Origin of the sequence: Sphaerisporangium siamense (assembly GCF_014205275.1) — a bacterium.
Taxonomy (GTDB): Bacteria; Actinomycetota; Actinomycetes; order Streptosporangiales; family Streptosporangiaceae; genus Sphaerisporangium; species Sphaerisporangium siamense.
Window position 1 is genome coordinate 5,817,679 of the sequence record NZ_JACHND010000001.1, and the last position, 25,613, is coordinate 5,843,291.

Here is a 25,613-nt window from a genome sequence, read left to right on the forward strand (position 1 = left end):
GCAACGGATCTTATTTTTCGGATTCGAATTTCTGGAAAATAGAAAATGCTAGGGTGCTCGGCATGACGGTGAAGGCGGGGGAGGACCCGGCGGGGGCGCACGACGGAGAGGTCGAGGCGGACGCGGCGGTTGGGGCGGCGGTGCGGCCGTGCCGGCACTGTGGGGCCGTGGTGGAGCAGCGCGGCGGGCGGGGGAGGCCGCGGGAGTACTGCGCGCAGGGCGACTGCCAGGCCGCCGCCAAGCGGGAACGTGAGCTGCGCCGGGCCACCCCCGGGCTGGAGGGCTCGCTGGCGCGGGCCGAAGAGCTGTACGAACGCATGGAGAAGGGGCTGGCCGCCGCGATCGCCCCGCTGGCCCAGGTCCTGGCCGACGAGCTCAGCCCGGCGGGCGTCGAAGCCAAGATCAGCGCGGTTCAGGCCGAGGCGCACACCCGCGTGGCCATCGCCCGCACCGAGCGCGAGCAGGCATTCGAGCAGGTACGGCTGGCACGCGAGGCCACCGAGCACGCCCGCAGGGAACGCGACGCGATGCGCCGCCAGACCGAGGAGGCCCTGGCCGAGCGCGACACCGCGCTCGCCGACGCCGAGACCGCGCGCGAGCAGGCCCTGGCCGCCCTGCGGGAGGCCGCCACCACCGAGCGGGTGGCAAAACAGGCGGCCGAGCAGGCCGCCCGGCGCGCCACCCGCGCCGAGGCCGCCCGCGACCAGGCGGTCCGCGAGATGCACGAGCGCGTCGAGGCCGCCACCAGCGAGACCGACCAGGCCCGCGCCGACGCCGAGCAGGCCCGCACCGCGGCGGCCCGTTCGGCACGGCAAGCGGAGAAGGCCCGCGCCGACCGCGACGCCGCACGTGCCGAGGCCGACCAGGCGCGCACCGCACGCGCCCAGGCCGAGCACTCCGCCGCGGCGGCCACCGCCCGCGCCGAGGCCGCCGAGGCCGAACGCGACCGCGCGCAATCCCGTGCCGACACCGCCGAACGCGCCCGTGCCAAGGCGACCGCCCAGGCCGCCCGTGCCGAGGCCGACGCCGACCTGGCGCGCCGGGACGCCTCCGAACGCATCGAGCAGGCCCGGCGGCAGGCCGAGACGGCCGAACGCGAGGCGACGGCCCGCGCCCGGGCCGCCGAGCAGGCGGCGACCACGGCCCGCGACCAGGAAGGCGCGGCCACCACCGAACGGGACCGGCTCGCCGCTCTGCTGGAGATCGAACGCGCCCGCGTGGAGGACCTCCGCGCCCAGGCCGAGTCCTTGCGCACCGAGGCGGCCCACCTGCGCGAACGCGCCGTGACCGCCGAACTCCACGCCACCCTCGGCACCAGGCCCCCTACCCGCGGCGGCACGGCCCCGGCCGGCGACTGACGGGGAACCCCTGAAGCGTCAGTGGTTACGCGTCCCAGGTGACCGGGAGGCTCTTCACCCCGTAGATGTCCGCGGTCTCCGGACGCAGGCTGACCTCCTCGGCGGGGACGGCGAGGCGCAGCGTGGGGAAGCGGTTGAACAGGGCGGGGAAGGCGACCCGCATCTCGACGCGGGCGAGCTGCTGGCCCAGGCACTGGTGGATGCCGTGGCCGAAGGCCAGGTGGCCGCCGTCCTGCCGGCGCAGGTCGAGCCTGTGGGGGTCGGGGAAACGTTCGGGGTCACGGTCGGCGGTGTTGAGGGACAGGATGACCGTCGTGCCGGCCTCGATGGTGTGGCCGCCCAGCTCGACGTCCTCCAGCGCGACCCGGTGGAACTGCTTGGCGATGCTCAGATAACGCAGCAGCTCCTCCACGGCCTGGTCGGCGAGCGCGGGGTCGGCGCGCAGCGCGGCCAGCTGCTCGGGGTTCCGCAGAAGGGCGAAGGTGCCCAGCGCCAGCATGTTCGCGGTGGTGTCGAACCCGGCCGACAGCAGGATCAGGGCCATGCCCTTCAGCTCCTCATCGGTCAGGTCGCTGTCGAGCAGGTCGCTGAGCACGTCGTCGGTGGGCTCGGCGCGCTTGGCGGCCACCAGCTCGGCGAGGTACTGCTGGGTCGCCAGGTAGGCCGCGAGCAGTTCCTCGTCGCCGGTTTCTCCGCCGAGGAACTTGTCGATGTTCTCCTGGAAGCGGCCCCGGTCCTCGTAGGGGACGCCCAGCAGCTCGCAGATCACGATGGCGGGGATGGGCTTGGCGAAAGCGGTGACCAGGTCGGCCGCCGGGCCGGCCTTCTCCATGGCGTCCAGGTGGTCGGCGGTGATCCGCTCGACGCGCTCGGTGAGCAGCCGCATCCGCCGGACGGTGAACCTGCCCACCAGGGGTTTGCGGTAGCGGCTGTGCCGCGGCTCGTCCATCAGCAGGAACTCGCCGGGCGGCGCGGGAGGGACCTCGATGTCGCCGTAGTCGATCAGCGGGTGGTGGCGCATGAGCTCCTTGCGGGAGCTGAAGCGCGAGTCGGCCAGGACCGACCTGACCAGGTCGTACCCGGTGACCAGCCAGCCCTGGTGGCCGCCGGGGAAGGGGAAGCGGCTGATCGGGCCGTGCTCGCGGGCCTGGATCAGCTCCGTGGGCGGGTCGAAGGGACAGCCGGGCTGACGCGCCGTCGGCATGGCCGTGAGGGTGTGGACGAAGTCGTTCATGACCCTTCCTTTCGATGGGCGGGCACGCGGCCCGCCTAGGAGATCCTGCGGCGGTAGGTCCTCATGGCGACGGCGTAGGCGACGACGAGGATGCCGACACACCAGGCGAGGGCGACCCAGATGTCGTTGCCGACCGGCAGCCCGGTGAACAGGGCGCGGATGGCGTTGACGATGGAGGTCACCGGCTGGTTCTCGGCGAAGGCGCGCACCGGGCCGGGCATGGTGGCGGTCGGCACGAACGCCGAGCTGAGGAAGGGCAGGAAGATGAGCGGGTAGGAGAACGCGCTCGCGCCTTCCATGGTCTTGGCCGACAGGCCGGGGATGACGGCGATCCAGGTCAACGCCAGGGTGAAGAGGACCAGGATGCCCGCCACCGACAGCCACGCCGACACTCCCGCCTCCGAGCGGAAGCCCATGAGCAGGGCCACGACCATCACGACCCCGAGCGAGACCAGGTTGGCGACCAGCGAGGTCAGCACGTGCGCCCACAGCACCGACGACCGCGCGGTCGGCATCGACTGGAATCGCTCGAAGATGCCGCCCTTCATGTCCATGAACAGCCGGTACGCGGTGTAGGCGATGCCCGAGGCGACCGTGATGAGCAGGATGCCGGGCAGCATGTAGTTCACATACGAGCCCGACCCTGTTCTGATCGCGCCGCCGAACACGTAGACGAACATCAGCATCATGGCGATCGGCATGATCGCGGTCGTGATGATGGTGTCCGGGCTGCGCGTTATGTGGCGCAGGGACCGTCCCAGCAGGACGGTGGTGTCGCCGAAGAAATGCTTGCTCATCGTTGTTCCTTATGACTTCGTGCCGACGAGGGTGAGGAAGACGTCCTCAAGGGTCGGCTGCTTCTCGACGTATTCGACCTTGGCGGGCGGGAGCAGTCGCTTGAGCTCGGCCAGGGTGCCGTTGACGATGATCCGGCCCTCGTGGAGGATCGCGATCCGGTCGGCGAGTTGTTCGGCCTCGTCCAGGTACTGCGTGGTGAGCAGCACCGTCGTGCCGTGCTCGGCGAGTTCCCTGACGGCCTGCCACACCTCGATGCGGGCCTGGGGGTCGAGCCCGGTCGTCGGCTCGTCGAGGAAGATGATCGGCGGACGGCCGATCAGGCTCATCGCGATATCGAGGCGGCGGCGCATGCCTCCCGAGTACGTCGCCGCCTTCCGCGCGCCCGCCTCGGTCAGCGAGAACCGCTCCAGCAGGTCGTCGGCGATCTTGCCTGGGTTCTTGAGGTGCCGCAGCCGGGCGACCAGCACCAGGTTCTCCCGCCCGCTGAGGATCTCGTCCACGGCGGCGAACTGCCCGGTGAGGCTGATCGACTCGCGCACGTTCGCGGCCTGCGTGGCGACGTCGAAGCCGTTCACGCGGGCCGTGCCCGCGTCGGCCCTGAGCAGCGTGGACAGGATCTTCACGGCGGTGGTCTTGCCCGCTCCGTTGGAGCCGAGCAGGGCGAAGATGCTGCCCTGCGCCACCTCGAAGTTCACGCCGCGCAGCACGCGCAGTTCCTTGTACGACTTCTCCAGGCCGTTCACCTGGATCGCCGGGGCTTGCTGGGTCGTCATCACGCGGTCCTGTCCTGTGGCGGGGTGGTGTCGCCGGCGGCGCGGGCGATGGCGCTGGTGAAGCGGTGGCGTTCGCGGGCCCGGTACTGGCCGAGGGGGTAGTTGGCCATGAACGCCTCGACGAACTCGATTGGGTCGTCGCCGAAGAGGTCGCGGATGGGGGTGGCGTCGGCCGCGCTCTGCTCGAACAGGTCGGCCAGGTCCTCGTACATCGACATCGCGCCGGCGCCGTCGGCCGGCCCGAAGTGCATCAGGTAGCGCTCCAAGGCTTCGACCGCGATGCGGTAGTTCTCGGGCAGCCGCTTGATGCGTGCCTTGTACTGCCGGTAGCGCTTCTTCTCCTCCAGCGACCCGGTGACGATCTCCAGGTACTGCAGGTAGCGGCTCTTCGGCTCGTTCGATCCTGTGGTCATGTCTACTTGCCTTCCTTGCGGAGCTGTTCGAGCCGGTCGGCCAGGAAGATCCAGGTCCGCCAGAACTCTTCGAGGTACTCCCGTCCCTGGTCGTTGAGGGAGTACACCTTGCGCGGGGGCCCCTTCTCCGACGGGACCTTCTGCACGTCGACCAGGCCGCGTTGCTCGATCCTGACCAGCAGCGCGTAGACGGTGCCCTCGGCGATGTCGGAGAAGCCCTGGTCCCGTAGCTGCGCCGTGATCTCGTAGCCGTACGCGGGCCGGCCGGACAGGATCGCCAGGACGATGCCCTCCAGCGTTCCCTTGAGCATCTCCGTCACGAGCTTGCCCATGGAGCGCCTCCCCTGTTTCAGCTACTCGGTGTCGCTGACTACCGGTACAAAGTAACACTGACTACTAGTACCTAGCAACACCGAATAGCTGAGGCGTAAGGCGAAAGCTTGAGCGTGTGGGTGCGGGGGGCGAGATGCCATTAGAGACGCGTCCGGAGACGATCGCGCCCGAGGTCTTACCGCTGGCCGGCCGCTGGACGTGCGGGCGGGTATCCGCCGGCCGAGCACCGCGGGCGACCACGGCGGCGGCTCCGGCGGAGAGGATCGGCGCGACTCGGGGCTTGAGCAGCAACCCTGCGGCCAGTGGCGTTAGCGAGCCGATGGGGCAGGGCTTACCGCCACTGACCGGTCCGATGCGGGTGCTGGTTCCGGATGCGGGCCTGCGTGGGATGGACCGGGCCGCTCAATCCCCAGGGTTCGGGAAGTCCTCGGGGTGGTGTTCCGTAAGGGGATCCCCCAACGGAACACCACCCCGCCTGGATCGCGACCCAGGTAGGGGTGTTCCGTAAAGGTGTTCCGGACTTTGTCCCGGTGATGGGGGGGGCTTACGGAACACTTGGGGCGTGGCCGAGACCCGTCGCGTCGGATACGCCCGCTGCAGCACCGATGAGCAAGACGTCCAGATTCAGGCCGAGCAACTCCGCGCGCTCGGCGTCCCAGAAGACCGCATCTACATCGACCGCGGCTTCTCCGGCACCACCCGCCGTAACCGGAACGGCCTCGACCAGGCCCTCGCTGCCGTCTGGGACAGCAGCGTGTTCACCGGGACGAAGTTCGACCGGTCCGCCCGCAACATGGCCGAGGCCAACGACATCCTGACGGGCCTGTCTGGCCGGGGCGTCCTGTTCGGCGTCGGCATGACCATCCACGACTGGAGCGACCCGTTCGGCCGACTGTTCCTTCAGACCCTCGCCATGGTCGCCGAGTTCGAGGCGAACATCGGGCACCAGCGCACCCGCGAAGGAATGGCGTTGGCGAAGAAAAACGGCAAGCTCAAGGGCAAACAGCCCAAACTCCCCGCACTGCCGGTAGTGAGCCCGGAACCCTCAGTGGCCAGGCGTTTTCGCAGGCTGGGATCACGAGACGTTAGGCGTCATCCCGCTTGTCCAGCCATTTGAGAATGGCCTGGTTTGTTTCTTCGGGTTTTTCCTGCTGGATCCAGTGGCCGCAGTCCAGACAGACCACTTCCACGTTGGGCACGAACTCTGCCAGGTTTTCCGACCTCGCGACCGGGTCCCGGTCGCCGTAGATCATGAGGGCGGGCTGGTGGATGATCGAGTCCACGTTCGCCAGGAGGCGCCAGTTGCGGTCGAGGTTCCTGTACCAGTTGATGCCGCCGGTGAATCCGGATGTTTCGAAGGCGGAGACGAGGACGGCCAGTTCGCTGTCGCTCATGATGGGTTCGCCGAGGGGTGTTCGCGCTCTGGCGAGGTTGATCAGTGCCATGCCCGGCTGAGGCTCCGGCGGCGGCTGGTTCTTCCGGTACAGGTTGCGGAGGAACCGGGCGGTGTTGTCTTCGAATACGGCGTCGGCGACGCCCGGCTGCCGGTTGAAGTGGACGAAGTAGAAGTCGCCGCCGAGCACGTCTTCCATGAACTCGATCCACGGCTTTTCCCCGCGCTCCTGGTAGGGCAAGCTCAGGTTGATCACCTTGTTCACACGGGTGGGGTGCAGCAGGGTCAGGCCCCAGACGACGAACGCGCCCCAGTCGTGGCCGATGAAGGTGGCGTCTTGGTATCCGTAGTGGTCCAGAAGCGCGACGAGGTCACCCGACAGGTGTTCGATGTCGTAGTCCGTCACCTCGGCCGGGCGGGAGGAGTTACCGTAACCGCGCTGGTTCGGGGCGATGACGTGGTAGCCGGCCGCGGCGAGGGCGGGCATCTGGTGGCGCCAGGTGAAGGCGTGCTCCGGCCAGCCGTGGCAGAGCACGATGGGCCTTCCCGCGTTCTCTCGGCCCGCTTCGAAGACTTCGAGTTCTACACCGTTGACCGGAATGAGGGTGGGCTTGGGGAAATCGGTTGAGGTCATGGCACCATCCTGACGCCGAAACCGGTCACCTTATGACCGGTTTGTGTGGGAGTCTTGTGGGCGTGCGAACCGACCGGCTGGTGGCCGTCCTCCTCATGCTGCAACGGCGCGAGCAGGTGACAGCGGCAGAGGTCGCCCGGGAGCTGGAGGTCTCCGAGCGCACCGCCCGCCGCGACCTCGACGCCCTGGCCATGGCCGGGGTGCCCGTGTACTCCACGCAAGGACGGGGCGGCGGCTGGCGCCTGATGGGCGGCGCCCGTACCGACCTGTCCGGGTTGACCGCGGGTGAGGCCCGCGCCCTGTTCCTGGTCGCCGGCCCGGCCTCGGCCGCGACCCCGGCCGTGAAAGCAGCCCTGCGCAAACTCGTCCAAGCCCTGCCGGAACCCTTCCGCGCCCAAGCCGAAGCAGCAGCATCATCCTTGGTCATGGACCCGCGACGATGGGGGGCGAGCCGGGTCGAGCACCGACCACCTCGCTTCCTCGACGACCTCCAGGACGCGGTGATCCGCGGCGTCCAGGTGCGGCTCGGCTATGTCGACAGCAAAGGCGCCGAGACCGAGAGGACCGTCCACCCGCTGGGCATCGTCGCCAAAGGCCCGGCGTGGTATCTCGTCTCCCACACCGAGACCGGCCGACGGACCTTCCGGATCGACCGCGTGACATCCGCCGACCCGACCGGCGATCACGTGCACCGGCCCGAGGACTTCGACCTCGCCGAGAGCTGGCGCGAGATCGCCGACGAGATCGACCGCAAACGAACACCTCTGGAGGTCCAGGCCGTCTGCGCGCCCCACGCCATAGGCATTCTCCGGATCGGGTTCGGCGACCGACTCGAAGTCGGAGGCACCACGACCAACGGACGCATCGACGTCGTGATCCGCGGCCACGACGACTACACCCTCGCCGGCGAACTCGCCGGGCTGGTCGAATGGCTCGACGTGACCGGCCCCCCGGGTGTGCGAGACCACCTGGCCTCGATCGGCAACGCGCTCGTCGAGCGATACAGCTGACGCCGGCACGGGCGCTCAGCCCACGTGCTGAGCATGCTCGACGAGCATGATTCGATCGCGGGAAGGTACCGCCGATCGCCTTTCCGTCATCTTCCTGCGATGCCTACGGTTCAGCGAAGCGCAGGTACGCCGACGCGACCTGCAGCTGTCGCACTCCTCGGACCGTGCACCAGCGGAGATCTTCACGCTTCTTGAAGCGGACAAGACGGAGTTTCGAGAGCACAGTTCTGGTGAACAACGTGGGTTCGTCTGTTCTGGCAGACATCCGGTCACGACGTCGGCGGGTCCGTCGGCCTGGCTCGCTGAGGGTGGATCGTCTCGTGCCGGGCCAGCATCGTCACGTACTCGGCGATCTTCCGGGTACGCGTCTCGGCCCGCTTGACGGCATTGACCCGGCTGATGAGAGCGAAGCGGTTGGTCTTGGTGAGCACCTCGAACATCGCCTGCGCCGCTGGGTCGGCGGCGATCGCGGCTCGCAGGTCGGCCGGGAGCTCCGCTTCCGACGGCGGTGCATAGGCGGCCGTCCACCGCCCGTCGGCCTTCGCGGCTTCCACCGCGGCACGGCCAGCGGGCAGCATCAGGCCGGCAGCCTCCAACCGGGCCACGTTGGCGACGTTGCGCTGGGACCAGACACTGCGGGACCGGCGCGGGGTGAACCGCCTCCAGGAACTCTCCTCGTCGCGCTTGCGGGCCTGCCCGTCGATCCAGCCGAAGCACAGTGCCTCATCGACCGCCTGCTGCCAGGTCAGCGTGGTGACGGAGCCGCCCTTCCTGGTCAGGGCGAGCCACACGCCAGGAGAGGCAGTGTGGTTGCCCAGCAGCCACGCGCGCAGCGCCGCGCTGTCAGCCACGATCAACTCGTCCAGTTCGGTTCCGGTCACCACCGCAGGCTAGTACCGCGACCCGGTGTTGCGACTGGTCCGAGTGGCTCGTTGAGCTGGCGCCGGCCTCGGCGATCGAGACCCCTTCACTCAGATCTCGTCATCATCCTCGGTGCCGTCGGGGTCCCGCAGGTCGCGAATGGCGCCGGGGGCGAGGCCGGGCAGGGCGAAGGTGTAGGTGCCGTGAACGCCTAGGTGGGAGTGGACGAACGGCGACAGGCGGGCCATGTCCTCGTCCTGGACGGGGTAGCTCTCGGGCTTTCAGCTGGGGGTCCTCCAGGAACGTACCGAGCCAGCGGACCGTCACCAGCTGAAGGGCGAACCCGAGCCGACCCACATCGGACCGGTCAGTGGCGGTAAGCCCTGCCCCATCGGCTCGCTAACGCCATTGGCCGCAGGGTTGCTGCTCAAGCCCCGACTCGGCGCGCGCGGCGGCAAGCAGGTCGTCGGCGGTCAGGGGCCGGATGTTCTCCTTCGGCTCACCCGTCGAAGAACGGCGCCGCCACCGGTCGACGGGCGTTACTTCCCGGCCGTGCCGGGGTTTTCGCTGATGGACTCCTGATAGATGTCCGCGTAGGTGCGCGAGTCCTTGAGCAGATCGTCGCAGAAGGCGGCGACGTCATCGCCGATGAGTCCCAGGACTCCCTTGCCGGCCGCGACGCCCTCCTCGAAGAAGTCGAGGATCCCTGAGAGCGGGTGCCCGTCAAGCAGATCGATCGGTCCGACCTTGAAGATGTACCTCTGAATCTCCTTGTAGACGATCTGATAGTCCGGCGGCAGCGCCTTGACCCGCGCCGTGTGCGCCCGCCACTGCTTCTTGCCCTCGATGATGTCCCGGACGCCCACGTCAGCCTCCTAGCCGGCCCAGTTTCCTCGCGACGTTCCTGTTCAACTGCTCGCGCCACCGGTCGCGATGGCTCCGGGCACCTTCTCCGCCGGCCAGCGCCGCGCAGAAGCCCGCGATGTCGTCGCCCAGCACCTCGTGAATGCTCTGCCCGTCGGACGCCGTCTCTTCGAGCAGTCCGAGAGCGTTGTCGAGAATCGGCATCAGGTTGCGACCCGTGAAGTCCCCGTAGGAAAAGAGATGAGCCTTGATCTGTTCCCACGCCGCCCGGTAGTCGGCCGGCAACGCCTCGGCCCGGGCTTCGAAGGCCTTCCAGTCCCTGGTGAGGTCGCTGCCTGTCATGGCCTCCCAGAACTTCATCTCCCGCCCTCCTTGAGCTTGTCGATCCGCGATGTGATGTACTCCCATTTCGCCCAGAACGTTGCGAGCTGTTCGCGCCCCGCGTCGTTGAGCGCATAGAACTTGCGCGGCGGGCCCATCCCGGACGGCCGCTTCGTCACCTGGACGAGCCCGTTCTTCTCCAGCCGCAGCAGGATGGTGTAAACCGTCCCCTCGACGACGTCGGCGAAGCCGAGTTCGTTCAGCCGCCGCGTGATGGCGTACCCGTAGGTCTCCTCGCTGCCGATGATCTCGAGCACGCACCCCTCAAGCGTGCCCTTCAACATCTCCGTCAGGTCGTCCATCGTGGCTCTCTTCACTCCTGGTACCTTGTAGTACCGAGTACCACTACATAGTAGCACAGAGTACTGAGCGGATACCCGGTGGGCGCAGTGACAGCGGCGAGCTCCGACGATTTCTGGAAATCGGCATGCCGCCGGTGTCGAGAACGCGGGGCCGGCTCCGTCCCAGGGGCACGAACGGCCACGACGGGCCGCGAGACGAAGGAGAACTACCATGAAGTACCTGCTGCTGAAGCACTACCGAGGCGGCCCGACCCCCACCGTCGCCTTCGAGCCGATGGACCGCTGGACGCCGGAGGAGGTCGACGCGCACGTGCAGTACATGCACGACTTCGCGGCACGCCTGGAGGAGACCGGCGAGTTCGTCGACGGGCAGGCGCTGGCCCCCGAGGGCACGTTCGTGCGGTATGACGGCGAGGGGCGCCCTCCGGTCACCGACGGCCCGTTCGCCGAGACCAAGGACCTCATCGCCGGCTGGATGGTCATCGACGTGGAGTCCTGGGATCGCGCGGTCCAGCTCGCCGGGGAGCTGTCCGCCGCGCCCGGCCCCGGCGGCAAGCCGATCTACGAGTGGCTCGAGGTGCGGCCGTTCCTCTCCGGGGCGCACACGGGCACCGAGTGAACGAGTCGCTGCTGCGGGAGCTCGTGCCCGCGGTGATCGGTGTCCTCGTCCGACGCGGCGCCGACTTCGCGTCGGCCGAGGACGCCGTGCAGGAGGCCCTGATCCGGGCGCTGCAGACCTGGCAGGAGGACCCGCCGCGCGATCCGAAGGCATGGCTGGTCACGGTCGCGTGGCACAGGTTCCTCGACGCCGCCCGCGCCGAGACGTCGCGGCGGGGCCGGGAACTGGCCGTGGAGGTCGAGCCTCCGGCCGGTCCTGCGACCGCCACGGACGACACGCTGCGGCTCTACTTCCTGTGCGCGCACCCCGCCCTGCCGCCGAGCTCGGCCGTCGCCTTGACGCTGCGCGCGGTCGGCGGTCTGACCACGCGGCAGATCGCGACCGCCTGCCTCGTCCCCGAGGCGACCATGGCGCAGCGGATCAGCCGGGCCAAGCGGCGGATCGCGGGGCTGCCGCTCGATCGGCCGGGCGATCTCGGGACGGTGCTGCGCGTGCTCTACCTCGTCTTCAACGAGGGGTACGGCGGGAACCTCGACCTGGCGGCCGAGGCCATCCGCCTCACCCGCCAGCTCGCCGCCTTGACCGACGAACCCGAGGTCGCCGGGCTGCTCGCGCTCATGCTCCTTCACCATGCGCGCCGCGCGTCCCGCACCGGCCCGGGAGGTCGCCTGGTGCCCCTCGCCGCGCAGGACCGATCCCGCTGGGACACCGCCCTGATCGCCGAAGGGGTGGCCATTCTGCAGGCCGCGCTCGCCCGCGACCGCCTGGGCGAATACCAGGCGCAGGCCGCCGTCGCCGCCCTGCACGCGGACGCCCGGAGCGCCTCCGAGACCGACTGGGTGCAGATCGTGGAGTGGTACGACGAACTGCTGCTCCTCACCGGCAGCCCGGTGGTGCGGCTCAACCGCGCGGTGGCGGTCGGCGAGGCCGACGGACCGCAGGCCGGTCTGGCGGCGCTGGCCGGCGTCCCCGCGGACCTGCCCCGTTACACCGCGGTGACGGCATACCTGCACGAACGCGCCGGCGACCTCACCCGCGCCGCCGACCTGTACGCCGAGGCGTCCCGCGCCGCCACCAGCGTGCCGGAACGCGACCACCTCACCCGGGAGGCCGCACGCGTACGGCAACTGCCGCGTCCGTGAGCCACGACATCGCGGTCTCCTGATCGGCGGCAGGCGGCGTCAGCCGAGGTGCCGGGCGAAGAACCGTAGCGTGCTGTCCAGCTCGAATGCCGGGACCTCCCCGTGCTCGCCCGGGTTGGCGTGCAGCGTCTTCTCCTTGGAGGCGAAGGCGTCGAACAGCGCCAAGCCCGCGGCCCGCGGCACCCGCTCGTCGTCCCATTGCAGCAGGAACTCCACCGGGACCGTGATCCTCGCGGCGGCCTCCGCCGATGGCGCCCCGCCGCCCAGGCCCAGCACCGCCGCGCGAACCCGGGGTTCTGCGGCGACGAACGGCACCCCGAGCCCGCACCCCAACGACACGCCCCAGTAGCCCACCGGACCGGCCCCGACGTGCTCCAGCCCCTGGAGCGCGTCCAGGACCGCCCGCCATTCCGGGACGGTCTGGCGGGCCACGAGCGCCTGGAAACCCGCGATGAGTGGGGCCGGCTCCTCCCCGGCCTCCACGCGGGCCTGGTTCTCGGTCGCGATCCGGTTGTACTCCTCTTCCATCGGCCGGTCCCCATGGCCGGGCACGTCGACCGCCACGACCGCGAACGCGCACTCGGCCACGAAGCGGCGCGCACGGGTCACGATGTCGGGGGCCTTCTTGTGCTGACCGCCGCCATGTCCCATGACGACAAGGGGACGAGTACCGGTGGCGGCTTCCGGCGTCCACAGCACGCCGGAAATCTCACCCAGCGTGAAGAGCCGTTCGGAGACACCGCCGGATGTGGTCTCAGAGGTGAAGCGCATGGCGTTCCAGCCTTTCGGGATGCCTGGGCGGGCAGGTCGACGGATCCGCCCGCCCCGGTCGGGGAGCTGTTCTCCACCATCCTGGCCGGTTTCGCCGGCAGGACATCTGGGTTCATCCCACTGCACATACGCCATGAGTTATTTGCGCAGGCAACTACTCCGCGATCCCCGCCCGTAGCGGCACCTGGCGCCGCTACGCTGCCATGTCATGCAAGGGACGCGGCTCGACACCGCTCGCATCCGGGCGGCTCGCCGGGTGATCGACCCGATGTTCCTCGACACTCCGCTGTACCGCTGCGAGGCGCTGGAGCCCGACCTCGGGTGCGCGGTGAGCATCAAGCTCGAAACGGCGAACCCGGTCCGCAGCTTCAAGGGACGCGGCACCGAGCTGGTCGCGAGCCTGCTCGCCGGCAACGGCTCGCGGGCCGTGGTGTGCGCCAGCGCGGGCAACCTCGGCCAAGCCCTCGCCTGGTCCGGCCGCGGCCGGGGGCTCGACGTCACCGTCGTGGCGTCCCGTTTCGCGCCCGCGGCCAAGCTCGACCGCATCCGCGCGTTGGACGCCAGGCTGGAGCTGGTGGACGGCGACTTCGACATGGCTCGCGAGCGGGCGGCGGCCCTCGCGCGGCGCGACGGCATCCGGCTGGTCGAGGACAGCCTGGACATCGAGACCTGCGAGGGCGCGGCGACCATCGGCCTGGAACTGGTGGACGCCGTGCCGTCGTTCGACACGGTCCTCATCGCCCTCGGCGGCGGGGCGCTGGCCACCGGTGTGGGTCATGTGCTGAAGGCGTTGGCGCCCGAAGTCGAGGTCATCTGCGTCCAGCCGCTGGGCGCGCCGGCGATGACACGCTCCTGGCGTCAACGGCGCGTCGTCACCACCGACACGACCGACACCATCGCCGACGGCGTCGCCGGCCGGTGCCCCATCCCGGCCGTCCTGGACGACCTCCTCCTGGTCGCCGACGACGCCGTCCTGGTCCAGGAGGCGTCGATCATGGCCGGTATGCGAATGCTCCTCCACCACGCCGGCCTCGTCGTCGAACCGTCGGCGGCGCTCGGCGTCGCGGCGATCCTCGAAGACCGTGACCGCTTCGCCGGCCGGCACGTGGCCACCATCGTGTGCGGCAGCAACGTCGACGTGGACGCCTATCACCGCTGGGTCGGCGCGGCTCCCGTCCGCGGATCCTGACGGTCGCGCCACGCCGCGGCCGGAGGGACGACCAGGCCGTCCGCGTCATCTTTCACAACAGGACACGACAGGCTTCGCGAATCACTCCGGTTCGACCGCGAGCCGGTCCCAGATGTGAGGTTCGCGGGCGCGCAGGTAGGCGTCCAGGTCGGCGGCGCCCTTGAGCATGGCGCGGCCACGGGCGGACAGGCGGCTCTGCCAGTCGCGCAGGGTCGACTCCAGCGGGGCGACGCCTCCGGCGGAGCGGACCTGGGCGATCAGCGGGGCGATCTGCTCCAGCAGGTAGCCGCCCCGCCTGAGCTGGTGGGCCAGCCGGACGTCCCGTACGTCGGCCGCGCCGTAGATCCGGTAGCCCGTCCGCGGATCACGGCGCGGCCGGACCAGCCCGGCGCTCTCCCATTTGCGCAGGGTGGCGGGGCGGAGGCCGAGCCGCCGGGCCAGCGGGCCGATGAACGTGTCGCCGCGTTCCTGCGGCACGGGCGCCAGGTCGCGGAGCGCGGCTTCGACGGCCTGGAGGGTGCGGCGGTCGCCGAGGAGCTGGCCGTGGCTCTCGTCGATGAGCCGCAGCGCATCCTCGGTGGCACCCCGGTTGACCGCCTGCATGATCGACGTGGCCGTCCGGTGGCCGTGCCCGGGCACGAGGGCGAGGAACGCGCGCAGGGCCTGCGCGTGCAGCGGCGTATAGGTGCGGTAGCCGTGGACGGTACGTCCGGCGGCGGGCAGGATGCCGGCGTCCTCGTAGTTCCTGATCGCCTGGGTGGACAGGCCGTGCTCGCGCGCCAGGTCCACTGGCCTCATGGATGCATCACCGATTGAAGGTCCGTCGCGACGAGATCTGGGATTTGTCTGCAAAAGTTTCCATCGAAGGTTCAACGATACCGTTGAAGGCATGGATCTCAAGGACACCGCCCGGCCGCTCGACGGTGCGGGGATCTCGGCCTTCGTCCGGTCGCTTCCCGCCAAGCCCCTGCTGCTCGGCCTGGGCGAGGCGAGGCACTTCGTGGGGGAGCTGGGTGACGTGCGCAACGAGGTCTTCCGGCATCTGGTCGAACACGAGGGTTACCGGTCGTTCGCCGTCGAGAGCGACTGTCTCATGGGTCTGGTGGTGGACGACTACATCACGACGGGCGCGGGCACGCTCGACGACGTCATGGAACGCGGCTTCAGCCACGGTTTCGGCGCCTCACCGGCCAGCCGCGAGCTCGTGCGCTGGATGCGGGCGTACAACGAGGAACATGAGGAGAAGCTCCGGTTCTTCGGGTTCGACGGCCCGCTGGAGTACTGGGCGGCGAGCCCGCGCCAGGCCCTCACCGCTCTCCACGACCTCCTCGACGGCCCGCTCCCTTGTACCAGGGAAACCCTCGGCACGCTGCTGGGCCCGGACGAGCGGTGGTCGAACGAGGCCGCGGCCATGGACCCGTCCCAGTCGATCGGCCGGTCGGCCGAGGCCCAGCGGCTGCGGCTGATCGCCGACGACCTGGTGGCGCTGCTCGACACGCAGGTGCCGCGGCTGAGCGCGGAGGACAGGGAGCGGGCGGCACTGTACGGGCGCACCGCCGTCGGCCTGCTCCGCTACCACCACGGGATGGCCGACGCGTCCCCGGCGCGGTGGGCCCGGCTGTCGGCCCTGCGGGACGCGATGATGGCCGCAAACCTCCGTGCCGTCGCCGGGCACGGCCCGGCCCTGGTCTTCGCGCACAACCTTCACCTGCAGCGGAACAGGACCCTCATGCCGTTCGGTGACCAACAGCTGGAGTGGTGGAGCGCGGGGGCGATCACCGCGGCGCACCTCGGCGACCGGTACGCCTTCCTCGCCTCGGCCCTCGGCACCGTCGGCGACGACACCCCGCCGCCGGACACCGTCGAGGGCATCCTGTCCACGCTCCCGTGGGACCGCTCTCTCGTCGACGCCCGCCACCTGGCCGAGGCCGTCACGAAGCCCGCCCCGCGCGTCTCCGACGACTTCCGCTACTTCCCCCTGGACCCGGCCCAGCTCGACATGATCGACGGCATCGTCTTCCTCAAACAGGCCGTCAGGCTGGATTGACAGGCACGTGCGTATCAGGCGGGCGTTCCGTGTCGCTGATCAGATCCGGTGGGGCGGCGAGAGTCGCCTCGTTGCCGAGTACGGGTGACCATTGACCTTGCGGGGGCACGGGCGACGCCCACGAACGGGCGCGTGCCCTTACCGGCGTCGTCCAGGCGCGGCCGTTCGGCCCGCCGTCTCGCCTGCCGGGCACGCGTATGACCGGGAACGGCGTCGCCTGAAGGGACGTTGCGATCAGGTCACGTTGAGCTGGCGTGCCGCCGCCTGGACCGTCTGGGCGAGCAGCACGGCGATGGTCATGGGGCCCACGCCACCGGGGACAGGGGTGATCAGGCTCGCCCGGTCCTTGGCCGTCTCGAAGTCGACGTCCCCGACGTTGCCCGGGTTGTAACCCGCGTCGATCACCACGGCGCCGGGCTTGATGTCCCGGCCGCCGATGAACCGCGGCCGGCCCACCGCGGCCAGCAGGACATCGGCCTGTCGCACGATCGACGGCAGGTCGGCGGTGCGCGAGTGGCAGTAGGTCACCGTGGCGTCCCGGCCGAGCAGGAGCATGCCCGCCGGCTTGCCGAGAATGGCGCTGCGGCCCACCACCACCGCGTGCTTGCCGGCCAGGTCGACCCCGTACTCGTCCAGCAGGCGCATGATCCCTGCCGGTGTGCAGGACGCGAAGCCCGGCAGGCCGAACCCCATCGCGGCGAAGGAGTGCATGGTGACGCCGTCGACGTCCTTCTCCGGGGCGATGGCTTCGAAGGCGGCGCGTTCGTCGATGTGCGGTCCCACCGGGTGTTGGAGCAGGATGCCGTGCACGCCCGGGTCCTGCGACAACTCGGTGATGGCCTGGACCAGATCACCGGTGCCGACCGAGGCGGGCAAGGCCACATGCCGGGACCGGATGCCCGCCTTCTCGCACCGGGCGCGCTTCATCCGGACGTATGTCACCGAAGCGGGGTCTTCTCCGACCAGCACGGTCGCCAGGCACGGGGCGGTTCCCGTGCGCCGCCGCACGTCCTCGGCGGCCGCGGAACTGGTCTCGATGATGCGGGCGGCGAGGCGGGTGCCGTCCATCAGGCGGGCTGTGCGCGTCTGGGCCATGTGCGACTCCTGAGGTCCGCGGTGGGTCGCCCAGGCGCACGGCATCGACGATTCGCCGGGCCGCTCCCCGGTGGTACTCCACCTCAGCGCCAGTCACGGCCCAACCCCACCCTAGCCAACCCCTACAGGGGTTGCCGCAGCATCCGCCGAACATCCAACAGATTGGACCCACCAGCACGTATAACAGTCCGATAACTGTCATCACACACCGTTTGTACACCCTGGCGTGGTCCATGCAGCCGGAGCGGGCTGCATGGCTTCAAGGGGGTTGAACTGGGCGGGTGAGGCGAGGTCCGCGACGAGTGCGCCCATCAGGTGGGTGCGTGTGCGCGGCCCCGGCGCGCGTGCCGGGAGGTGGTATTACGGCTCGGTCAGGCCCGGCGTGTAGGCGCCGGCGCCCGCGTAGGCGTGGACACGGTAGCGGTAGGTACCGGCAGGCCCCGCCTCCGCTGGCGTTCACGTGGAACGTTCACGGAAGCGGAGCCCGCAGGGGATCGGTTCAGGCGGTCGCCCACAGAGCGGGAGTGTTCGGCGGCTCCCAGCCCTGGAGGGCGGTGTGCGGCTGCACGCAGCGGTAGCGCGCGCCGTTGTAGGTCACGATGTCACCGGCCTTGTACGCCGTACCGGCCGCCCACGACCCACTGGGCGGGTCGGTGGGGCCGGAGGTGGGGCTGGGGCTGGGGCCGCTACCGGTGGTCTTCAGCGTCAGGCCGTAGACCGAGAGGATCTCGTTGACGGGCTGGAAGTAGGTCGTGCCGCCCGAGGAGCAGTTGCCCGACCCGCCGGAGGTCACGCCCTGCGCCTGGTTGCCGGAGATGAACGAACCACCGGAGTCACCGGGCTCGGCGCACACGTTGGTACGGGTGACCTCGTACACGGTGCCCTGGGAGTAGGTGACGCTGCTGTTGCGCTGCTGGACGCTGCCGCAGTGCCAGCCGGTGGTGGAGCCGGAGCGGCAGATCGAGGCGCCCTCGACCGCCACCGTCGAGCCGGCGACCTGCAGGTTGCCGCCGTTCTGGTTCACCCACGGCTGCGGGGTCCAGTTGCTGTTCGTCGCGATCCACGAGTAGTCGTTGGTCGGGAAGGACGAACCCTGGAAGGTGCCCTGGGCGACGCGGTTGGAGCCGGTGGTCGTGGCGCCGGTCGAGCCGCAGTGGCCGGCGCTGACGAAGCCGCCCTGGGTGCCGCGGGTGGCCGGGAAGCCGATCGAGCAGCGGCTGCCGCTGCCGATGTAGTAGGCGTCGCCGCCGCGCAGGTCGTAGTACGTCTGCGGAGTCTCGTTCGACACCTCGACGCGCACGGCGCTCCGGTCGGCGCCACTGGCCGCGATGAAGGCCTCGGCGTCGGCGGGCTTGGAGGTCTGCACGACGACGCTGTTGGTCCGCACGTCGACGTACCACACCGGCGCCGACCTCGTGGCGGTCTTGGCGCTGGCCCTGTCGAGGGCGTCCTTGGCGGCGTTCAGGGAGGCCAGGCTGTGCCTGACCACCTTGGCCTGGACGCCGGCGCCGCTCACCTGCGACGTCGCCGAAGCGTCGCTGGTGGCGACCGTGAGGGTGGAGGAGGTCGGGCCACTCAGCCAGGAGCCCGCGAAGTCCTCGCCGAGCTGCTTGCGGATCTTGGCCTCGACGTTCGTCAGGCGGGACTCGTTGAGCAGGCGCGACTCGGCCTGTGCGGCGGTGAGTCCGAGGTCCCGCTGGAGAGCCTGGACCATACCCGGAGGGGGCTTGATTGAGGAGTTTGCGGACTGGCCCGAAATTTCGGGTTCTGCACCGGCCGGAGAGACCAGCAGGGCCAGCGCGCCGACGGCGAGAGCGCATGCGGCGGTGACCGCGCGGCTTCGGAGCATGGGTACTCCTAGAAGGTTGGGGGATGCGCCGCCACCGTAGCCCGCTGACCCGTTGCAAGCGGAACTATCGTTTCGGTCCTATCGCGACATTATGGAACCGTCCCAAAATGGGGACTTCGGACTAGCCGTTCCGCGTAGGCCCGGCCGACGCGCCAGGGGCGCGCGCTGTAGTCGCGGTCTTCGCGTTCGCACCGCTGGGGGAACGCTTCTGCGGAGCAGCTGAAGAATTCCCCATCGCCGCTCCGGATGATCCAGTCGCCTACGCCGGCCGGCTGCGAACCCTCAAGCCTCGTAGAAGCCAGGGTTTCGGCTGTGGATGGCGCCGCCCGGCGTAGGGCCGGATTGGCTCCCGTAGCGGCCCCACCGCGCTGAGCCGGCCAGACGCCGTTCCAGGTGCCGGACCGGATCAGGATTCTGTCCGGCCAGCGCCCCGGCGCGGCCCGCCCGGTCAGCGGCAGGTTCGTTGGATTTTCCGCGACTACTACTGGGACCCCCTACAGGGGGGAGAGGCGAAGATCTTTGAGTTCGTCGAAAACCGACACGACCTGCGCTGCCTGGGCGGGTGATCAGGAGGCCGAATCGCGGGGGCGCAGGCCGCTGAGGGCGGTGGTGACGACGCTGTCGGCGTAGTCGGTGGTGAGAGGGGCGCTGCGCTGCAGCCAGCGGTTGAGCACCGGGCCCCACACCATGTCCACGGCCACGTCGAGGTCGAGGTCCCCGGCGAGCTGGCCGGCCTGCTGCGCGCTGCGCAGCCGCTGCTTCTTGACCTCCTTCATCGGGCCGTCCAGCCGTTCGGCGTAGGCGGCGGCCAGGACGGAGTCCTGCGCGATCGCCGTGTTGAGCGCCCGCATCGGCTCGTCGTAGCGCGGGTCGTTCAGTTCCTCGACCGTCGCGCGCAGGACCGTCTTCAGATCCGCTTCCAGATCGCCGGTGTCGGGCAGCGCCGCGGGCTCTCCGTCCTCACCCTCGTTGAGCATGAGGAACGCCTCGAAGAGCACCGTGCCCTTCGACGGCCACCAGCGGTAGATCGTCTGCTTGCCGACGCCGGCGCGCGCGGCGATCCCCTCGATGCTGAGCTTGGCGTAGCCGACCTCGTTCACCAGCTCAAGGGCCGCGGTGAGGATGGCCCGCCGGGAGGACTCGCTGCGCCGGGAGGCATTGTGGTGCGTCACCATGGCGTCATTCTAGACGAACCGGACCGTCTTGACTTGCGCGCGGAGAGGGATTACCGTCATCGCATGGCAAGACGAACCGTCTCGGTCCGTCTCTGCTCTTATGAATGTCCGATGCCGACGAACGGAGTTCTCTCGTGCGTACTTCCTCCGCTTCCTTCCGCACCTGGTTCATCACCGGCGCCAGCCGCGGCCTCGGACGTGCTTTCGCCCAAGCGGCGCTGGAGCGGGGCGACCGGGTGGTCGCCGCCGCCCGCAGTGTCACCCCGGCCGATTTCGATGAGCGGCACGCCGACCGGCTGCTCGCACTGCCGTTGGACGTGACCGATCGTGCGGCGGTGTTCGCCGCGGTCGCCCGCGCCGCCGAGCATTTCGGAGAGATGGACATCGTGGTCAACAACGCCGGGACCATGTCGTCCGGCATGGTCGAGGAGTTCACCGAGGCCGAGGCCCGCGCCCAGTTCGAGGTCAACTTCTTCGGCGCCTTGTGGGTCTCCCAGGCCGTCCTGCCCCATCTGCGCGCCCGCGGTGCCGGGCATATCGTGCAGATCTCCAGCATCGCGGCCCTGGGCGGCTTCCCGTCCACCGGGATGTACAGCGCGAGCAAGTTCGCGCTGGAGGGCATGAGCGAGGCGCTGGCCATGGAGGCGGCGACCTTCGGCGTCAAGCTCAGCATCGTCCAGCCCGGCGGCTACTGGACGGACCTCTACTCCCATATCTCCGCCACCGAGCCCATGGAGCCTTACGCACCGCTGCGCGTCGAACTGGAGAAGCAGTGGGCGGAGGGCTCCGTCGACAGTGAACCCCGCCTGGCCGCCGAAGCTCTCCTCAAGCTCGTCGACAGCGACGACCCGCCACTGCGCCTCCTGCTCGGCAGCATGGTCTACGACCTGGCCGCCGACATCTCCCGCCGACGCCTGGACACCTGGGCGGCCTGGGAAGAGGTCAGCCGCGCCGCCGAACACGCCGTTCCCGCTCCCGGCTCTCCGGCGTGAGCCACGGGCGGCCTGGCCGAGAGAACAGGATCAGCGGCGCAGGGTGGTCTCCCGCTCGACACGTGACAGCTTCTCGGGGTTGCGCACGGCGTACAGGCCGGTGATGAGGCCGGCGTCGATGCGCACCGCGATGACGGTGTCGATCTCGCCGTCGAGCCGGAGGATCAGTGCGGGATAGCCATTGACCTGTGCGGGCTGCAGCAATGCCGCGGCGCCGAACCTGCGCAGGCCAACGGCCAGGGGCGCCACTCGGCCGGCTCCCACGATGGGCGCCGGCGCGGCCTCCTTGATTCCGCCGCCGTCACCGAGGGCCCACATGGCCAACTGACCGGCAGGCCGATCCCGGCCCGGCCCAGGATCACCCGATCTGGGCCGGGGCCCGCGCATACGGCGCCGTCCGGTGCGTCGGCGTGTGTCTGGCCGGAAGTCAGGCGGACTCTTCGCCCGGCTCCTTGGCGAGGGACACGCCACGCAGGCTGAGCAGCACCAGGGCGGCGCATCCGCAGGTGAGGGCGATGTCGGCGACGTTGCCCACGAACACGCCGTAGTCGATGAAGTCCACGACGTGCCCGCGGGCGAAGCCGGGCTCGCGGAAGAGCCGGTCGCCCAGGTGGGACACCGCGCCGCCGAGGAGCAGGCCCAGCACCAGCGCCCAGCCGCGTGAGGCCAGCCGGCGTGCGGTGTAGAGGATGCCGACCACCGCGCCCGCCGCCGCAAGGGCGAACACCCATGTCGTGCCGGTGCCTATGGAGAACGCGGCACCGGGGTTGTACAGCAGCCGGAAATGGATCAGAGGGGGGATCACGGCGACGCGTTCACCGTCGGACAACGCGGAGACCGCCCAGAACTTGGTGAACTGGTCCAGGAGCACGACCACCGCGGTCAGCATGAGCATCATGCCGTACAGCCGGCTCGAACCCCGCTCCGATCGCATCATTCATGGCCTCCGTGCCGCAGTAATGTCCGAACGAAAATTTGCCTGAGACTACCGGGCGCCCTGTGAGGCATCCGTCAGTACCAGAGGCCGCGGCCGGAGTTGGGGCTTGGCTAGGCGCCCATATGAAGGTAGGGCACCCAGACGGAGGGGGAGTGCGGGTAGCGCGCGCGGAGGACCGGCCCGGGTCGTCGTCGCACACCTCGGCCAAGGCGCGTTCCGCGAGCTCGACCGCCTCGGGGATCGCCGTGCGCTCCCCGGCGAACAGCCGGAGCCGGGTCAGTCCGTACGCGAGCGCCGCGATCGTCTCCGGGGGACCGTCCTGCCGCCGATCGGCCGCCTGCAGCCGTCGCAGCGCCGACTCGTCCCGCACCGCGTCATATTCGTGGCGGGACGCCGGCAGGAGGTTCGCGACACGGTCGACACGGAAACGGTGCTCGCCCGGCGTGAGGGCGACGCCCCTGCGTCCGACGCGGAGGCAGGGGAAAGGAGCCCTCGTCGTTCAGGTAGAGGGGGAAGAGCAACGTCATGGCGTCCGACTGGTCCGCCGGGTTTCCGGTGGCGTTGTGCCGGGCGAGATGGAGATCACCGAGAACGAGCAGCGCACTCGGATGCGGTCAGGCCCCGCGATCTGCCGGGGGCGCGGGTCGGCAGTGTCTTACGCCACGAGGGCCGCTCCGCCGCGCGCGTGCTCGACGGCCGCCTCGTTGAACGCCCGGATTGCCGCGGTCTCCGCCGCCTTCACCCAGGCCAGGCCGAGCATGGAGGGAGGCAACCCCACGACGGGGACGAAAGTGATGTCCGGGCGCCTGTGGTGAAGCGCCGTGGGGGTGCAGAAGAGCATGCCGCCCCGGTTGAGCGCCACCTGGGTCAGTCCCTCTTGGGAGGTGGCCACCGTGCCGCCGCGGGGGACGGGGCGGCCGGACGGAGTGACGGACGGTGCGACGTACTCCCGCCACGCGCGCGGAGCGGGGTCGTCCAGGCCGATCAGGGACACGCCGGCCAGTTCCTCCGCGCTGATGCTCGAACGCGTGGCCAGCGGGTGGCGCGAGGAGACACCGAGCCGGTACGAGACCCGGTTCAGCGCTTCACCCGTCGCCAGATCGGACTCCTCCACCGGTAGCAGCGTGAACGTGATGTCCACCTGCCCGGCCCGCAACTTGCCGAAGGGGTCGGAGAGCGGGATCTCCACGAGCTCCGTCTCGCACCCCGGGTACCGGCGCTCGAAGGCGCGGACGCTGCCGGTGACGACGTCCGTGGGCGTGGCCAGGAAGCCGAGCCTGATCACGCCTGTCACCTCGCGGGCGGCGGCCTTGGCCCGGCGGATCGCGTTCGCGAGACCGTCGTAGGAGGGGCGCAGGTCGGCCAGGAATCGTTCGCCCAACGGCGTGAGGCTCACGTGCCTGCTGGTCCGGTGGAAGAGCCGGCCGCCGACCCTGGTCTCCAGCGAACGCATGAGCTGGCTCACCCGGCCGGGTGAGAGGTAGAGGCGCTCGGCCGTGCGGGCGAAGTGCAGTTCCTCGCTGAGCACGACGAAGCACTCCAGTTCCCTGAACTCCATCGCCGCCTCCAGGTGATCGCTTAATCCTCCTAAACCAAGCCTTCGAGCTTGGCGATTGTTCCCGCCCGTGGTCCGCAGAAGGCTGACGGGCATGACCATGACGGACGTTTCCCCCGTTACCCGGGCACGCTGGCTCGCCGTGTTCTCGGTCTCGGTGGGCACCTTCACCATCGTGACCAGCGAGATGCTGCCCGTCGGCCTGCTGACCTCGATCGCCGCCACCCTCGGCGTCTCCGACGGGACCGCCGGGCTGATGATGTCGGCGCCCGGGCTGGTCGCCGCCGCCTCCGCGCCCGTGCTGGCGTTCACCACCCGGCGGCTCGACCGGCGGGTCACGCTGATGGGGTTGATGGCGCTGCTGGCGGTGGCGGATCTGATGGGCGCGTTCGCGCCGAACTACCCTGTCATGCTCGCCGCCCGCGTGCTGACCGGGGTGAGCATCGGCGGGTTCTGGGCCTTCGCCGCCGGGCTCGGCGTGCGCCTGGTTCCCGAAGGGGCCGTCGGGCGGGCCACGTCGATCATCCTGGCCGGGGTGTCGGTGGCGTCGGTCCTGGGCGTGCCCGTGGGAGCGTTCATCTCGTCGTTCGCGGGGTGGCGGACCGCGTTCGTCGCCATGGGCGTGCTGGCCTTGGCCCTGGTCGGGCTGCTGGCCACCGCCCTGCCGCCCCTGCCCGGCGAACCTCGGGCCCGCGTGCCCGAGCCGTCGCCCCGGGCGACGCCCGTCCGCGGGCCGGCGTGGCTCTCCGGCCCGCTCAAGGTCGTCCTCGTCCTGACCGTCCTGATCGTGTCCGGCCACTTCGCGGCCTACACCTACGTCCGGCCGTTCCTGGAGCAGATCTCGCAGGCGGGTCCGGCGTTCGTCAGCGCCGCCCTGCTGCTGTACGGCGCGGCGGGCGTGGCCGGCAACTTCGCGGCGGGCGCGTGGGCGGCCAGGAACCCCAGGCCGGTCCTGGTCGTGCTGGCCGTGCTGATGGCGCTCGCCACGGCGGCGCTGCCCCTGATCGGCCTGCCCTTGGTCGTGCTGGTGGTGTGGGGCCTGGGCTACGGCGGGGTGGGGGTGACGTTGCAACTGTGGATCATGCGGTCGGGCGGCGGGGAGATGGGTACGGCGCTGTTCGTCGGCGCCTTCAACGTCTCCATCGCGCTCGGCTCGTTCGCCGGCGGCCGCGTCGTGGACGGCGCGTCGCTCTCCGCGGTGATGTGGGCGGGCGCCGTGCTCGCCGCGGTCGGCGCGGCCGTCGCCGCCTTCTCGGGCCGCACCTTCGGGAACGGCCGAAGGGGCCGCGCTCGCCGTTGACGCACGGCATTGCATTCTCATTATCGATAATGATAACGTCCGAAGGTGGGCATTTCGACTGAGCGGTGGGCCGAGCTGGCGCTTCATCCCGTGCGCATCCGGATCCTGGCCGCCGTGGCCGGGGATCGCCGCACGGCGTCCGAGCTGGCCGGCCTGCTGCCCGACGTGCCGCAAGCCACCCTCTACCGGCACATCGCCACGCTGGCCAAGGCCGGAATGCTGGAGGTGGTGGAGGAGCGGAAGGTCGGCGGCGCGACGGAACGGGTCCACGCCTTGCCCAAGGAGGGCCTGACGCCGTCCGCCGAGGCGCTGGCCTCGGCGTCGCCGGAGGAGCACGCGCGGTACTTCACCGCGTTCGTCTCCACCCTCCTGTCGGAGTTCTCGCGCTACCTGACCAAGGAGCACATCGACCTGGTGGCCGACGGCGTCGGCTACCACCAACTGGTGCTGCACCTGGACGAGGAGGAGCTCGCGCGCTTCGCGCAGGGCTTCGCCGAACTCGTGCGGCCCCTGCTCGCGAACGAACCGGGAGGGAACCGGACGCCTCGACTGCTGGCGACGATCCTCCTCCCGTTGACGAAAGGCTGA

29 protein-coding genes and 1 riboswitch are annotated in these 25,613 nt (G+C 70.1%); of the genes, 10 read left to right on the plus strand and 19 right to left on the minus strand.

Features of this window, described 5'->3' with window-relative positions:
* Nucleotides 1-62: 62 nt before the first annotated feature.
* Nucleotides 63-1,358 carry a coiled-coil domain-containing protein gene (locus tag BJ982_RS26800; protein ID WP_239122632.1) on the plus strand — a complete coding sequence of 432 codons (1,296 nt, stop codon included), beginning with the start codon at nucleotides 63-65 and terminating at the stop codon, nucleotides 1,356-1,358.
* 25 nt (nucleotides 1,359-1,383) lie between these two features.
* Here the strand turns inward: BJ982_RS26800 and BJ982_RS26805 are convergent, their stop codons facing one another.
* Genes BJ982_RS26805 through BJ982_RS26825 form a run of 5 tightly spaced genes read right to left on the minus strand, consistent with a single transcriptional unit; the run spans nucleotide 1,384 to nucleotide 4,908 of the window.
* On the minus strand, nucleotides 1,384-2,592 hold the full coding sequence (locus BJ982_RS26805; RefSeq protein ID WP_184884517.1) for a cytochrome P450: 1,209 nt from the start codon (nucleotides 2,590-2,592) through the stop codon (nucleotides 1,384-1,386).
* A gap of 35 nt (nucleotides 2,593-2,627) precedes the next feature.
* Nucleotides 2,628-3,389 (minus strand): ABC transporter permease, encoded by a 762-nt coding sequence (locus BJ982_RS26810; protein WP_184884519.1) that lies wholly within the window; start codon nucleotides 3,387-3,389, stop codon nucleotides 2,628-2,630.
* 9 nt (nucleotides 3,390-3,398) lie between these two features.
* Complete coding sequence (locus tag BJ982_RS26815) at nucleotides 3,399-4,163, minus strand: ABC transporter ATP-binding protein (RefSeq protein ID WP_184884521.1); 765 nt, start codon at nucleotides 4,161-4,163, stop codon at nucleotides 3,399-3,401.
* Entirely contained in the window at nucleotides 4,163-4,576 is a 414-nt protein-coding gene (locus tag BJ982_RS26820) for a DUF1048 domain-containing protein (protein WP_184884523.1), read from the minus strand. The genes BJ982_RS26815 and BJ982_RS26820 overlap by 1 nt, the downstream gene beginning before the upstream one ends.
* A gap of 2 nt (nucleotides 4,577-4,578) precedes the next feature.
* Entirely contained in the window at nucleotides 4,579-4,908 is a 330-nt protein-coding gene (locus tag BJ982_RS26825) for a PadR family transcriptional regulator (protein WP_184884525.1), read from the minus strand.
* A 563-nt stretch (nucleotides 4,909-5,471) separates the two neighbouring features.
* Between BJ982_RS26825 and BJ982_RS26830 the strand changes: the two genes are divergently transcribed.
* Complete coding sequence (locus BJ982_RS26830) at nucleotides 5,472-6,026, plus strand: recombinase family protein (protein ID WP_184884527.1); 555 nt, start codon at nucleotides 5,472-5,474, stop codon at nucleotides 6,024-6,026.
* Here the strand turns inward: BJ982_RS26830 and BJ982_RS26835 are convergent.
* Nucleotides 5,995-6,936, minus strand: coding sequence for an alpha/beta fold hydrolase (locus BJ982_RS26835; protein WP_184884529.1), 942 nt, complete (start codon nucleotides 6,934-6,936; stop codon nucleotides 5,995-5,997). The two genes, BJ982_RS26830 and BJ982_RS26835, sit on opposite strands and share 32 nt — an antisense overlap.
* A 62-nt stretch (nucleotides 6,937-6,998) precedes the next feature.
* Here BJ982_RS26835 and BJ982_RS26840 point away from each other — a divergent pair, with 62 nt between their 5' ends.
* On the plus strand, nucleotides 6,999-7,946 hold the full coding sequence (locus BJ982_RS26840) for a helix-turn-helix transcriptional regulator (RefSeq protein WP_203958802.1): 948 nt from the start codon (nucleotides 6,999-7,001) through the stop codon (nucleotides 7,944-7,946).
* Between the two features lie 269 nt (nucleotides 7,947-8,215).
* Here BJ982_RS26840 and BJ982_RS40600 read toward each other — a convergent pair whose 3' ends face one another.
* From BJ982_RS40600 to BJ982_RS26865, 5 genes are all read right to left on the minus strand, one after another.
* A complete protein-coding gene (locus tag BJ982_RS40600; RefSeq protein ID WP_184884533.1) occupies nucleotides 8,216-8,827 on the minus strand; it encodes a YdeI/OmpD-associated family protein in 612 nt (203 codons plus the stop codon).
* Nucleotides 8,828-8,917: 90 nt separating this feature from the next.
* Nucleotides 8,918-9,055, minus strand: a complete 138-nt coding sequence (locus BJ982_RS26850; RefSeq protein WP_184884535.1) for a hypothetical protein — start codon at nucleotides 9,053-9,055, stop codon at nucleotides 8,918-8,920.
* 291 nt (nucleotides 9,056-9,346) lie between these two features.
* Nucleotides 9,347-9,673, minus strand: a complete 327-nt coding sequence (locus tag BJ982_RS26855; protein ID WP_184884538.1) for a DUF1048 domain-containing protein — start codon at nucleotides 9,671-9,673, stop codon at nucleotides 9,347-9,349.
* A 1-nt stretch (nucleotide 9,674) separates the two neighbouring features.
* Nucleotides 9,675-10,031: a DUF1048 domain-containing protein gene (locus BJ982_RS26860; RefSeq protein WP_184884540.1), complete on the minus strand. Its 357-nt coding sequence runs from the start codon at nucleotides 10,029-10,031 to the stop codon at nucleotides 9,675-9,677.
* Nucleotides 10,028-10,354, minus strand: coding sequence for a PadR family transcriptional regulator (locus BJ982_RS26865; RefSeq protein ID WP_184884542.1), 327 nt, complete (start codon nucleotides 10,352-10,354; stop codon nucleotides 10,028-10,030). Before BJ982_RS26865 ends, BJ982_RS26860 begins: the two co-directional genes overlap by 4 nt.
* Before the next feature lie 211 nt (nucleotides 10,355-10,565).
* Here BJ982_RS26865 and BJ982_RS26870 point away from each other — a divergent pair, with 211 nt between their 5' ends.
* Together BJ982_RS26870 and BJ982_RS26875 are read left to right on the plus strand one after the other, a co-directional pair.
* Entirely contained in the window at nucleotides 10,566-10,973 is a 408-nt protein-coding gene (locus tag BJ982_RS26870; protein ID WP_184884544.1) for a YciI family protein, read from the plus strand.
* Nucleotides 10,970-12,115 (plus strand): RNA polymerase sigma factor, encoded by a 1,146-nt coding sequence (locus tag BJ982_RS26875; protein WP_184884546.1) that lies wholly within the window; start codon nucleotides 10,970-10,972, stop codon nucleotides 12,113-12,115. Before BJ982_RS26870 ends, BJ982_RS26875 begins: the two co-directional genes overlap by 4 nt.
* Nucleotides 12,116-12,154: 39 nt before the next feature.
* Here the strand turns inward: BJ982_RS26875 and BJ982_RS26880 are convergent, their stop codons facing one another.
* Nucleotides 12,155-12,886, minus strand: a complete 732-nt coding sequence (locus tag BJ982_RS26880; RefSeq protein ID WP_184884548.1) for a dienelactone hydrolase family protein — start codon at nucleotides 12,884-12,886, stop codon at nucleotides 12,155-12,157.
* Between the two features lie 208 nt (nucleotides 12,887-13,094).
* Between BJ982_RS26880 and BJ982_RS26885 the strand changes: the two genes are divergently transcribed.
* Entirely contained in the window at nucleotides 13,095-14,075 is a 981-nt protein-coding gene (locus tag BJ982_RS26885) for a threonine ammonia-lyase (protein ID WP_184884550.1), read from the plus strand.
* 81 nt (nucleotides 14,076-14,156) lie between these two features.
* On the opposite strand, the gene BJ982_RS26890 is transcribed toward BJ982_RS26885, so the two are convergent.
* Nucleotides 14,157-14,873, minus strand: a complete 717-nt coding sequence (locus BJ982_RS26890) for a TioE family transcriptional regulator (RefSeq protein ID WP_184884552.1) — start codon at nucleotides 14,871-14,873, stop codon at nucleotides 14,157-14,159.
* Between the two features lie 91 nt (nucleotides 14,874-14,964).
* Here BJ982_RS26890 and BJ982_RS26895 point away from each other — a divergent pair, with 91 nt between their 5' ends.
* Nucleotides 14,965-16,122: an erythromycin esterase family protein gene (locus tag BJ982_RS26895; RefSeq protein ID WP_184884554.1), complete on the plus strand. Its 1,158-nt coding sequence runs from the start codon at nucleotides 14,965-14,967 to the stop codon at nucleotides 16,120-16,122.
* A gap of 234 nt (nucleotides 16,123-16,356) precedes the next feature.
* On the opposite strand, the gene BJ982_RS26900 is transcribed toward BJ982_RS26895, so the two are convergent.
* The 3 genes from BJ982_RS26900 to BJ982_RS26910 form a co-directional block, all read right to left on the minus strand.
* Nucleotides 16,357-17,217 carry a bifunctional 5,10-methylenetetrahydrofolate dehydrogenase/5,10-methenyltetrahydrofolate cyclohydrolase gene (locus BJ982_RS26900; protein ID WP_184884556.1) on the minus strand — a complete coding sequence of 287 codons (861 nt, stop codon included), beginning with the start codon at nucleotides 17,215-17,217 and terminating at the stop codon, nucleotides 16,357-16,359.
* Between the two features lie 21 nt (nucleotides 17,218-17,238).
* Nucleotides 17,239-17,324: riboswitch (ZMP/ZTP riboswitch) on the minus strand.
* A 392-nt stretch (nucleotides 17,325-17,716) separates the two neighbouring features.
* The gene (locus tag BJ982_RS26905) at nucleotides 17,717-18,931 is read right to left on the minus strand and encodes a carbohydrate-binding protein (RefSeq protein WP_239122633.1); all 1,215 of its coding nucleotides are present in this window, start codon (nucleotides 18,929-18,931) and stop codon (nucleotides 17,717-17,719) included.
* A gap of 701 nt (nucleotides 18,932-19,632) precedes the next feature.
* Complete coding sequence (locus BJ982_RS26910) at nucleotides 19,633-20,241, minus strand: TetR/AcrR family transcriptional regulator (RefSeq protein WP_184884561.1); 609 nt, start codon at nucleotides 20,239-20,241, stop codon at nucleotides 19,633-19,635.
* Between the two features lie 134 nt (nucleotides 20,242-20,375).
* On the opposite strand from BJ982_RS26910, the gene BJ982_RS26915 reads away from it, so the two are divergent.
* Entirely contained in the window at nucleotides 20,376-21,233 is an 858-nt protein-coding gene (locus BJ982_RS26915; protein ID WP_239122634.1) for an SDR family oxidoreductase, read from the plus strand.
* 30 nt (nucleotides 21,234-21,263) lie between these two features.
* Here BJ982_RS26915 and BJ982_RS26920 read toward each other — a convergent pair whose 3' ends face one another.
* From BJ982_RS26920 to BJ982_RS26930, 3 genes are all read right to left on the minus strand, one after another.
* On the minus strand, nucleotides 21,264-21,482 hold the full coding sequence (locus BJ982_RS26920) for a hypothetical protein (protein WP_203958803.1): 219 nt from the start codon (nucleotides 21,480-21,482) through the stop codon (nucleotides 21,264-21,266).
* Between the two features lie 178 nt (nucleotides 21,483-21,660).
* A complete protein-coding gene (locus tag BJ982_RS26925) occupies nucleotides 21,661-22,170 on the minus strand; it encodes a signal peptidase II (protein ID WP_184884565.1) in 510 nt (169 codons plus the stop codon).
* A gap of 655 nt (nucleotides 22,171-22,825) precedes the next feature.
* Complete coding sequence (locus BJ982_RS26930; protein WP_184884568.1) at nucleotides 22,826-23,728, minus strand: LysR family transcriptional regulator; 903 nt, start codon at nucleotides 23,726-23,728, stop codon at nucleotides 22,826-22,828.
* Nucleotides 23,729-23,819: 91 nt separating this feature from the next.
* On the opposite strand from BJ982_RS26930, the gene BJ982_RS26935 reads away from it, so the two are divergent.
* A complete protein-coding gene (locus BJ982_RS26935; RefSeq protein ID WP_184884569.1) occupies nucleotides 23,820-25,025 on the plus strand; it encodes an MFS transporter in 1,206 nt (401 codons plus the stop codon).
* A 45-nt stretch (nucleotides 25,026-25,070) separates the two neighbouring features.
* Nucleotides 25,071-25,613, plus strand: coding sequence for a helix-turn-helix domain-containing protein (locus BJ982_RS26940; protein ID WP_184884570.1), 543 nt, complete (start codon nucleotides 25,071-25,073; stop codon nucleotides 25,611-25,613).

What these genes read in the sequence shown, in the direction of transcription:
- BJ982_RS26800 (WP_239122632.1), top strand. Translation starts at nt 63, where the DNA reads ATGACGGTGAAGGCGGGGGAGGACCCGGCGGGGGCGCACGACGGAGAG.
- BJ982_RS26805 (WP_184884517.1), bottom strand. Translation starts at nt 2,592, where the DNA reads ATGAACGACTTCGTCCACACCCTCACGGCCATGCCGACGGCGCGTCAG.
- BJ982_RS26810 (WP_184884519.1), bottom strand. Translation starts at nt 3,389, where the DNA reads ATGAGCAAGCATTTCTTCGGCGACACCACCGTCCTGCTGGGACGGTCC.
- BJ982_RS26815 (WP_184884521.1), bottom strand. Translation starts at nt 4,163, where the DNA reads ATGACGACCCAGCAAGCCCCGGCGATCCAGGTGAACGGCCTGGAGAAG.
- BJ982_RS26820 (WP_184884523.1), bottom strand. Translation starts at nt 4,576, where the DNA reads ATGACCACAGGATCGAACGAGCCGAAGAGCCGCTACCTGCAGTACCTG.
- BJ982_RS26825 (WP_184884525.1), bottom strand. Translation starts at nt 4,908, where the DNA reads ATGGGCAAGCTCGTGACGGAGATGCTCAAGGGAACGCTGGAGGGCATC.
- BJ982_RS26835 (WP_184884529.1), bottom strand. Translation starts at nt 6,936, where the DNA reads ATGACCTCAACCGATTTCCCCAAGCCCACCCTCATTCCGGTCAACGGT.
- BJ982_RS26850 (WP_184884535.1), bottom strand. Translation starts at nt 9,055, where the DNA reads ATGGCCCGCCTGTCGCCGTTCGTCCACTCCCACCTAGGCGTTCACGGC.
- BJ982_RS26860 (WP_184884540.1), bottom strand. Translation starts at nt 10,031, where the DNA reads ATGAAGTTCTGGGAGGCCATGACAGGCAGCGACCTCACCAGGGACTGG.
- BJ982_RS26865 (WP_184884542.1), bottom strand. Translation starts at nt 10,354, where the DNA reads ATGGACGACCTGACGGAGATGTTGAAGGGCACGCTTGAGGGGTGCGTG.
- BJ982_RS26870 (WP_184884544.1), top strand. Translation starts at nt 10,566, where the DNA reads ATGAAGTACCTGCTGCTGAAGCACTACCGAGGCGGCCCGACCCCCACC.
- BJ982_RS26880 (WP_184884548.1), bottom strand. Translation starts at nt 12,886, where the DNA reads ATGCGCTTCACCTCTGAGACCACATCCGGCGGTGTCTCCGAACGGCTC.
- BJ982_RS26885 (WP_184884550.1), top strand. Translation starts at nt 13,095, where the DNA reads ATGCAAGGGACGCGGCTCGACACCGCTCGCATCCGGGCGGCTCGCCGG.
- BJ982_RS26890 (WP_184884552.1), bottom strand. Translation starts at nt 14,873, where the DNA reads ATGAGGCCAGTGGACCTGGCGCGCGAGCACGGCCTGTCCACCCAGGCG.
- BJ982_RS26895 (WP_184884554.1), top strand. Translation starts at nt 14,965, where the DNA reads ATGGATCTCAAGGACACCGCCCGGCCGCTCGACGGTGCGGGGATCTCG.
- BJ982_RS26900 (WP_184884556.1), bottom strand. Translation starts at nt 17,217, where the DNA reads ATGGCCCAGACGCGCACAGCCCGCCTGATGGACGGCACCCGCCTCGCC.
- BJ982_RS26905 (WP_239122633.1), bottom strand. Translation starts at nt 18,931, where the DNA reads ATGGTCCAGGCTCTCCAGCGGGACCTCGGACTCACCGCCGCACAGGCC.
- BJ982_RS26910 (WP_184884561.1), bottom strand. Translation starts at nt 20,241, where the DNA reads ATGGTGACGCACCACAATGCCTCCCGGCGCAGCGAGTCCTCCCGGCGG.
- BJ982_RS26925 (WP_184884565.1), bottom strand. Translation starts at nt 22,170, where the DNA reads ATGATGCGATCGGAGCGGGGTTCGAGCCGGCTGTACGGCATGATGCTC.
- BJ982_RS26930 (WP_184884568.1), bottom strand. Translation starts at nt 23,728, where the DNA reads ATGGAGTTCAGGGAACTGGAGTGCTTCGTCGTGCTCAGCGAGGAACTG.
- BJ982_RS26935 (WP_184884569.1), top strand. Translation starts at nt 23,820, where the DNA reads ATGACCATGACGGACGTTTCCCCCGTTACCCGGGCACGCTGGCTCGCC.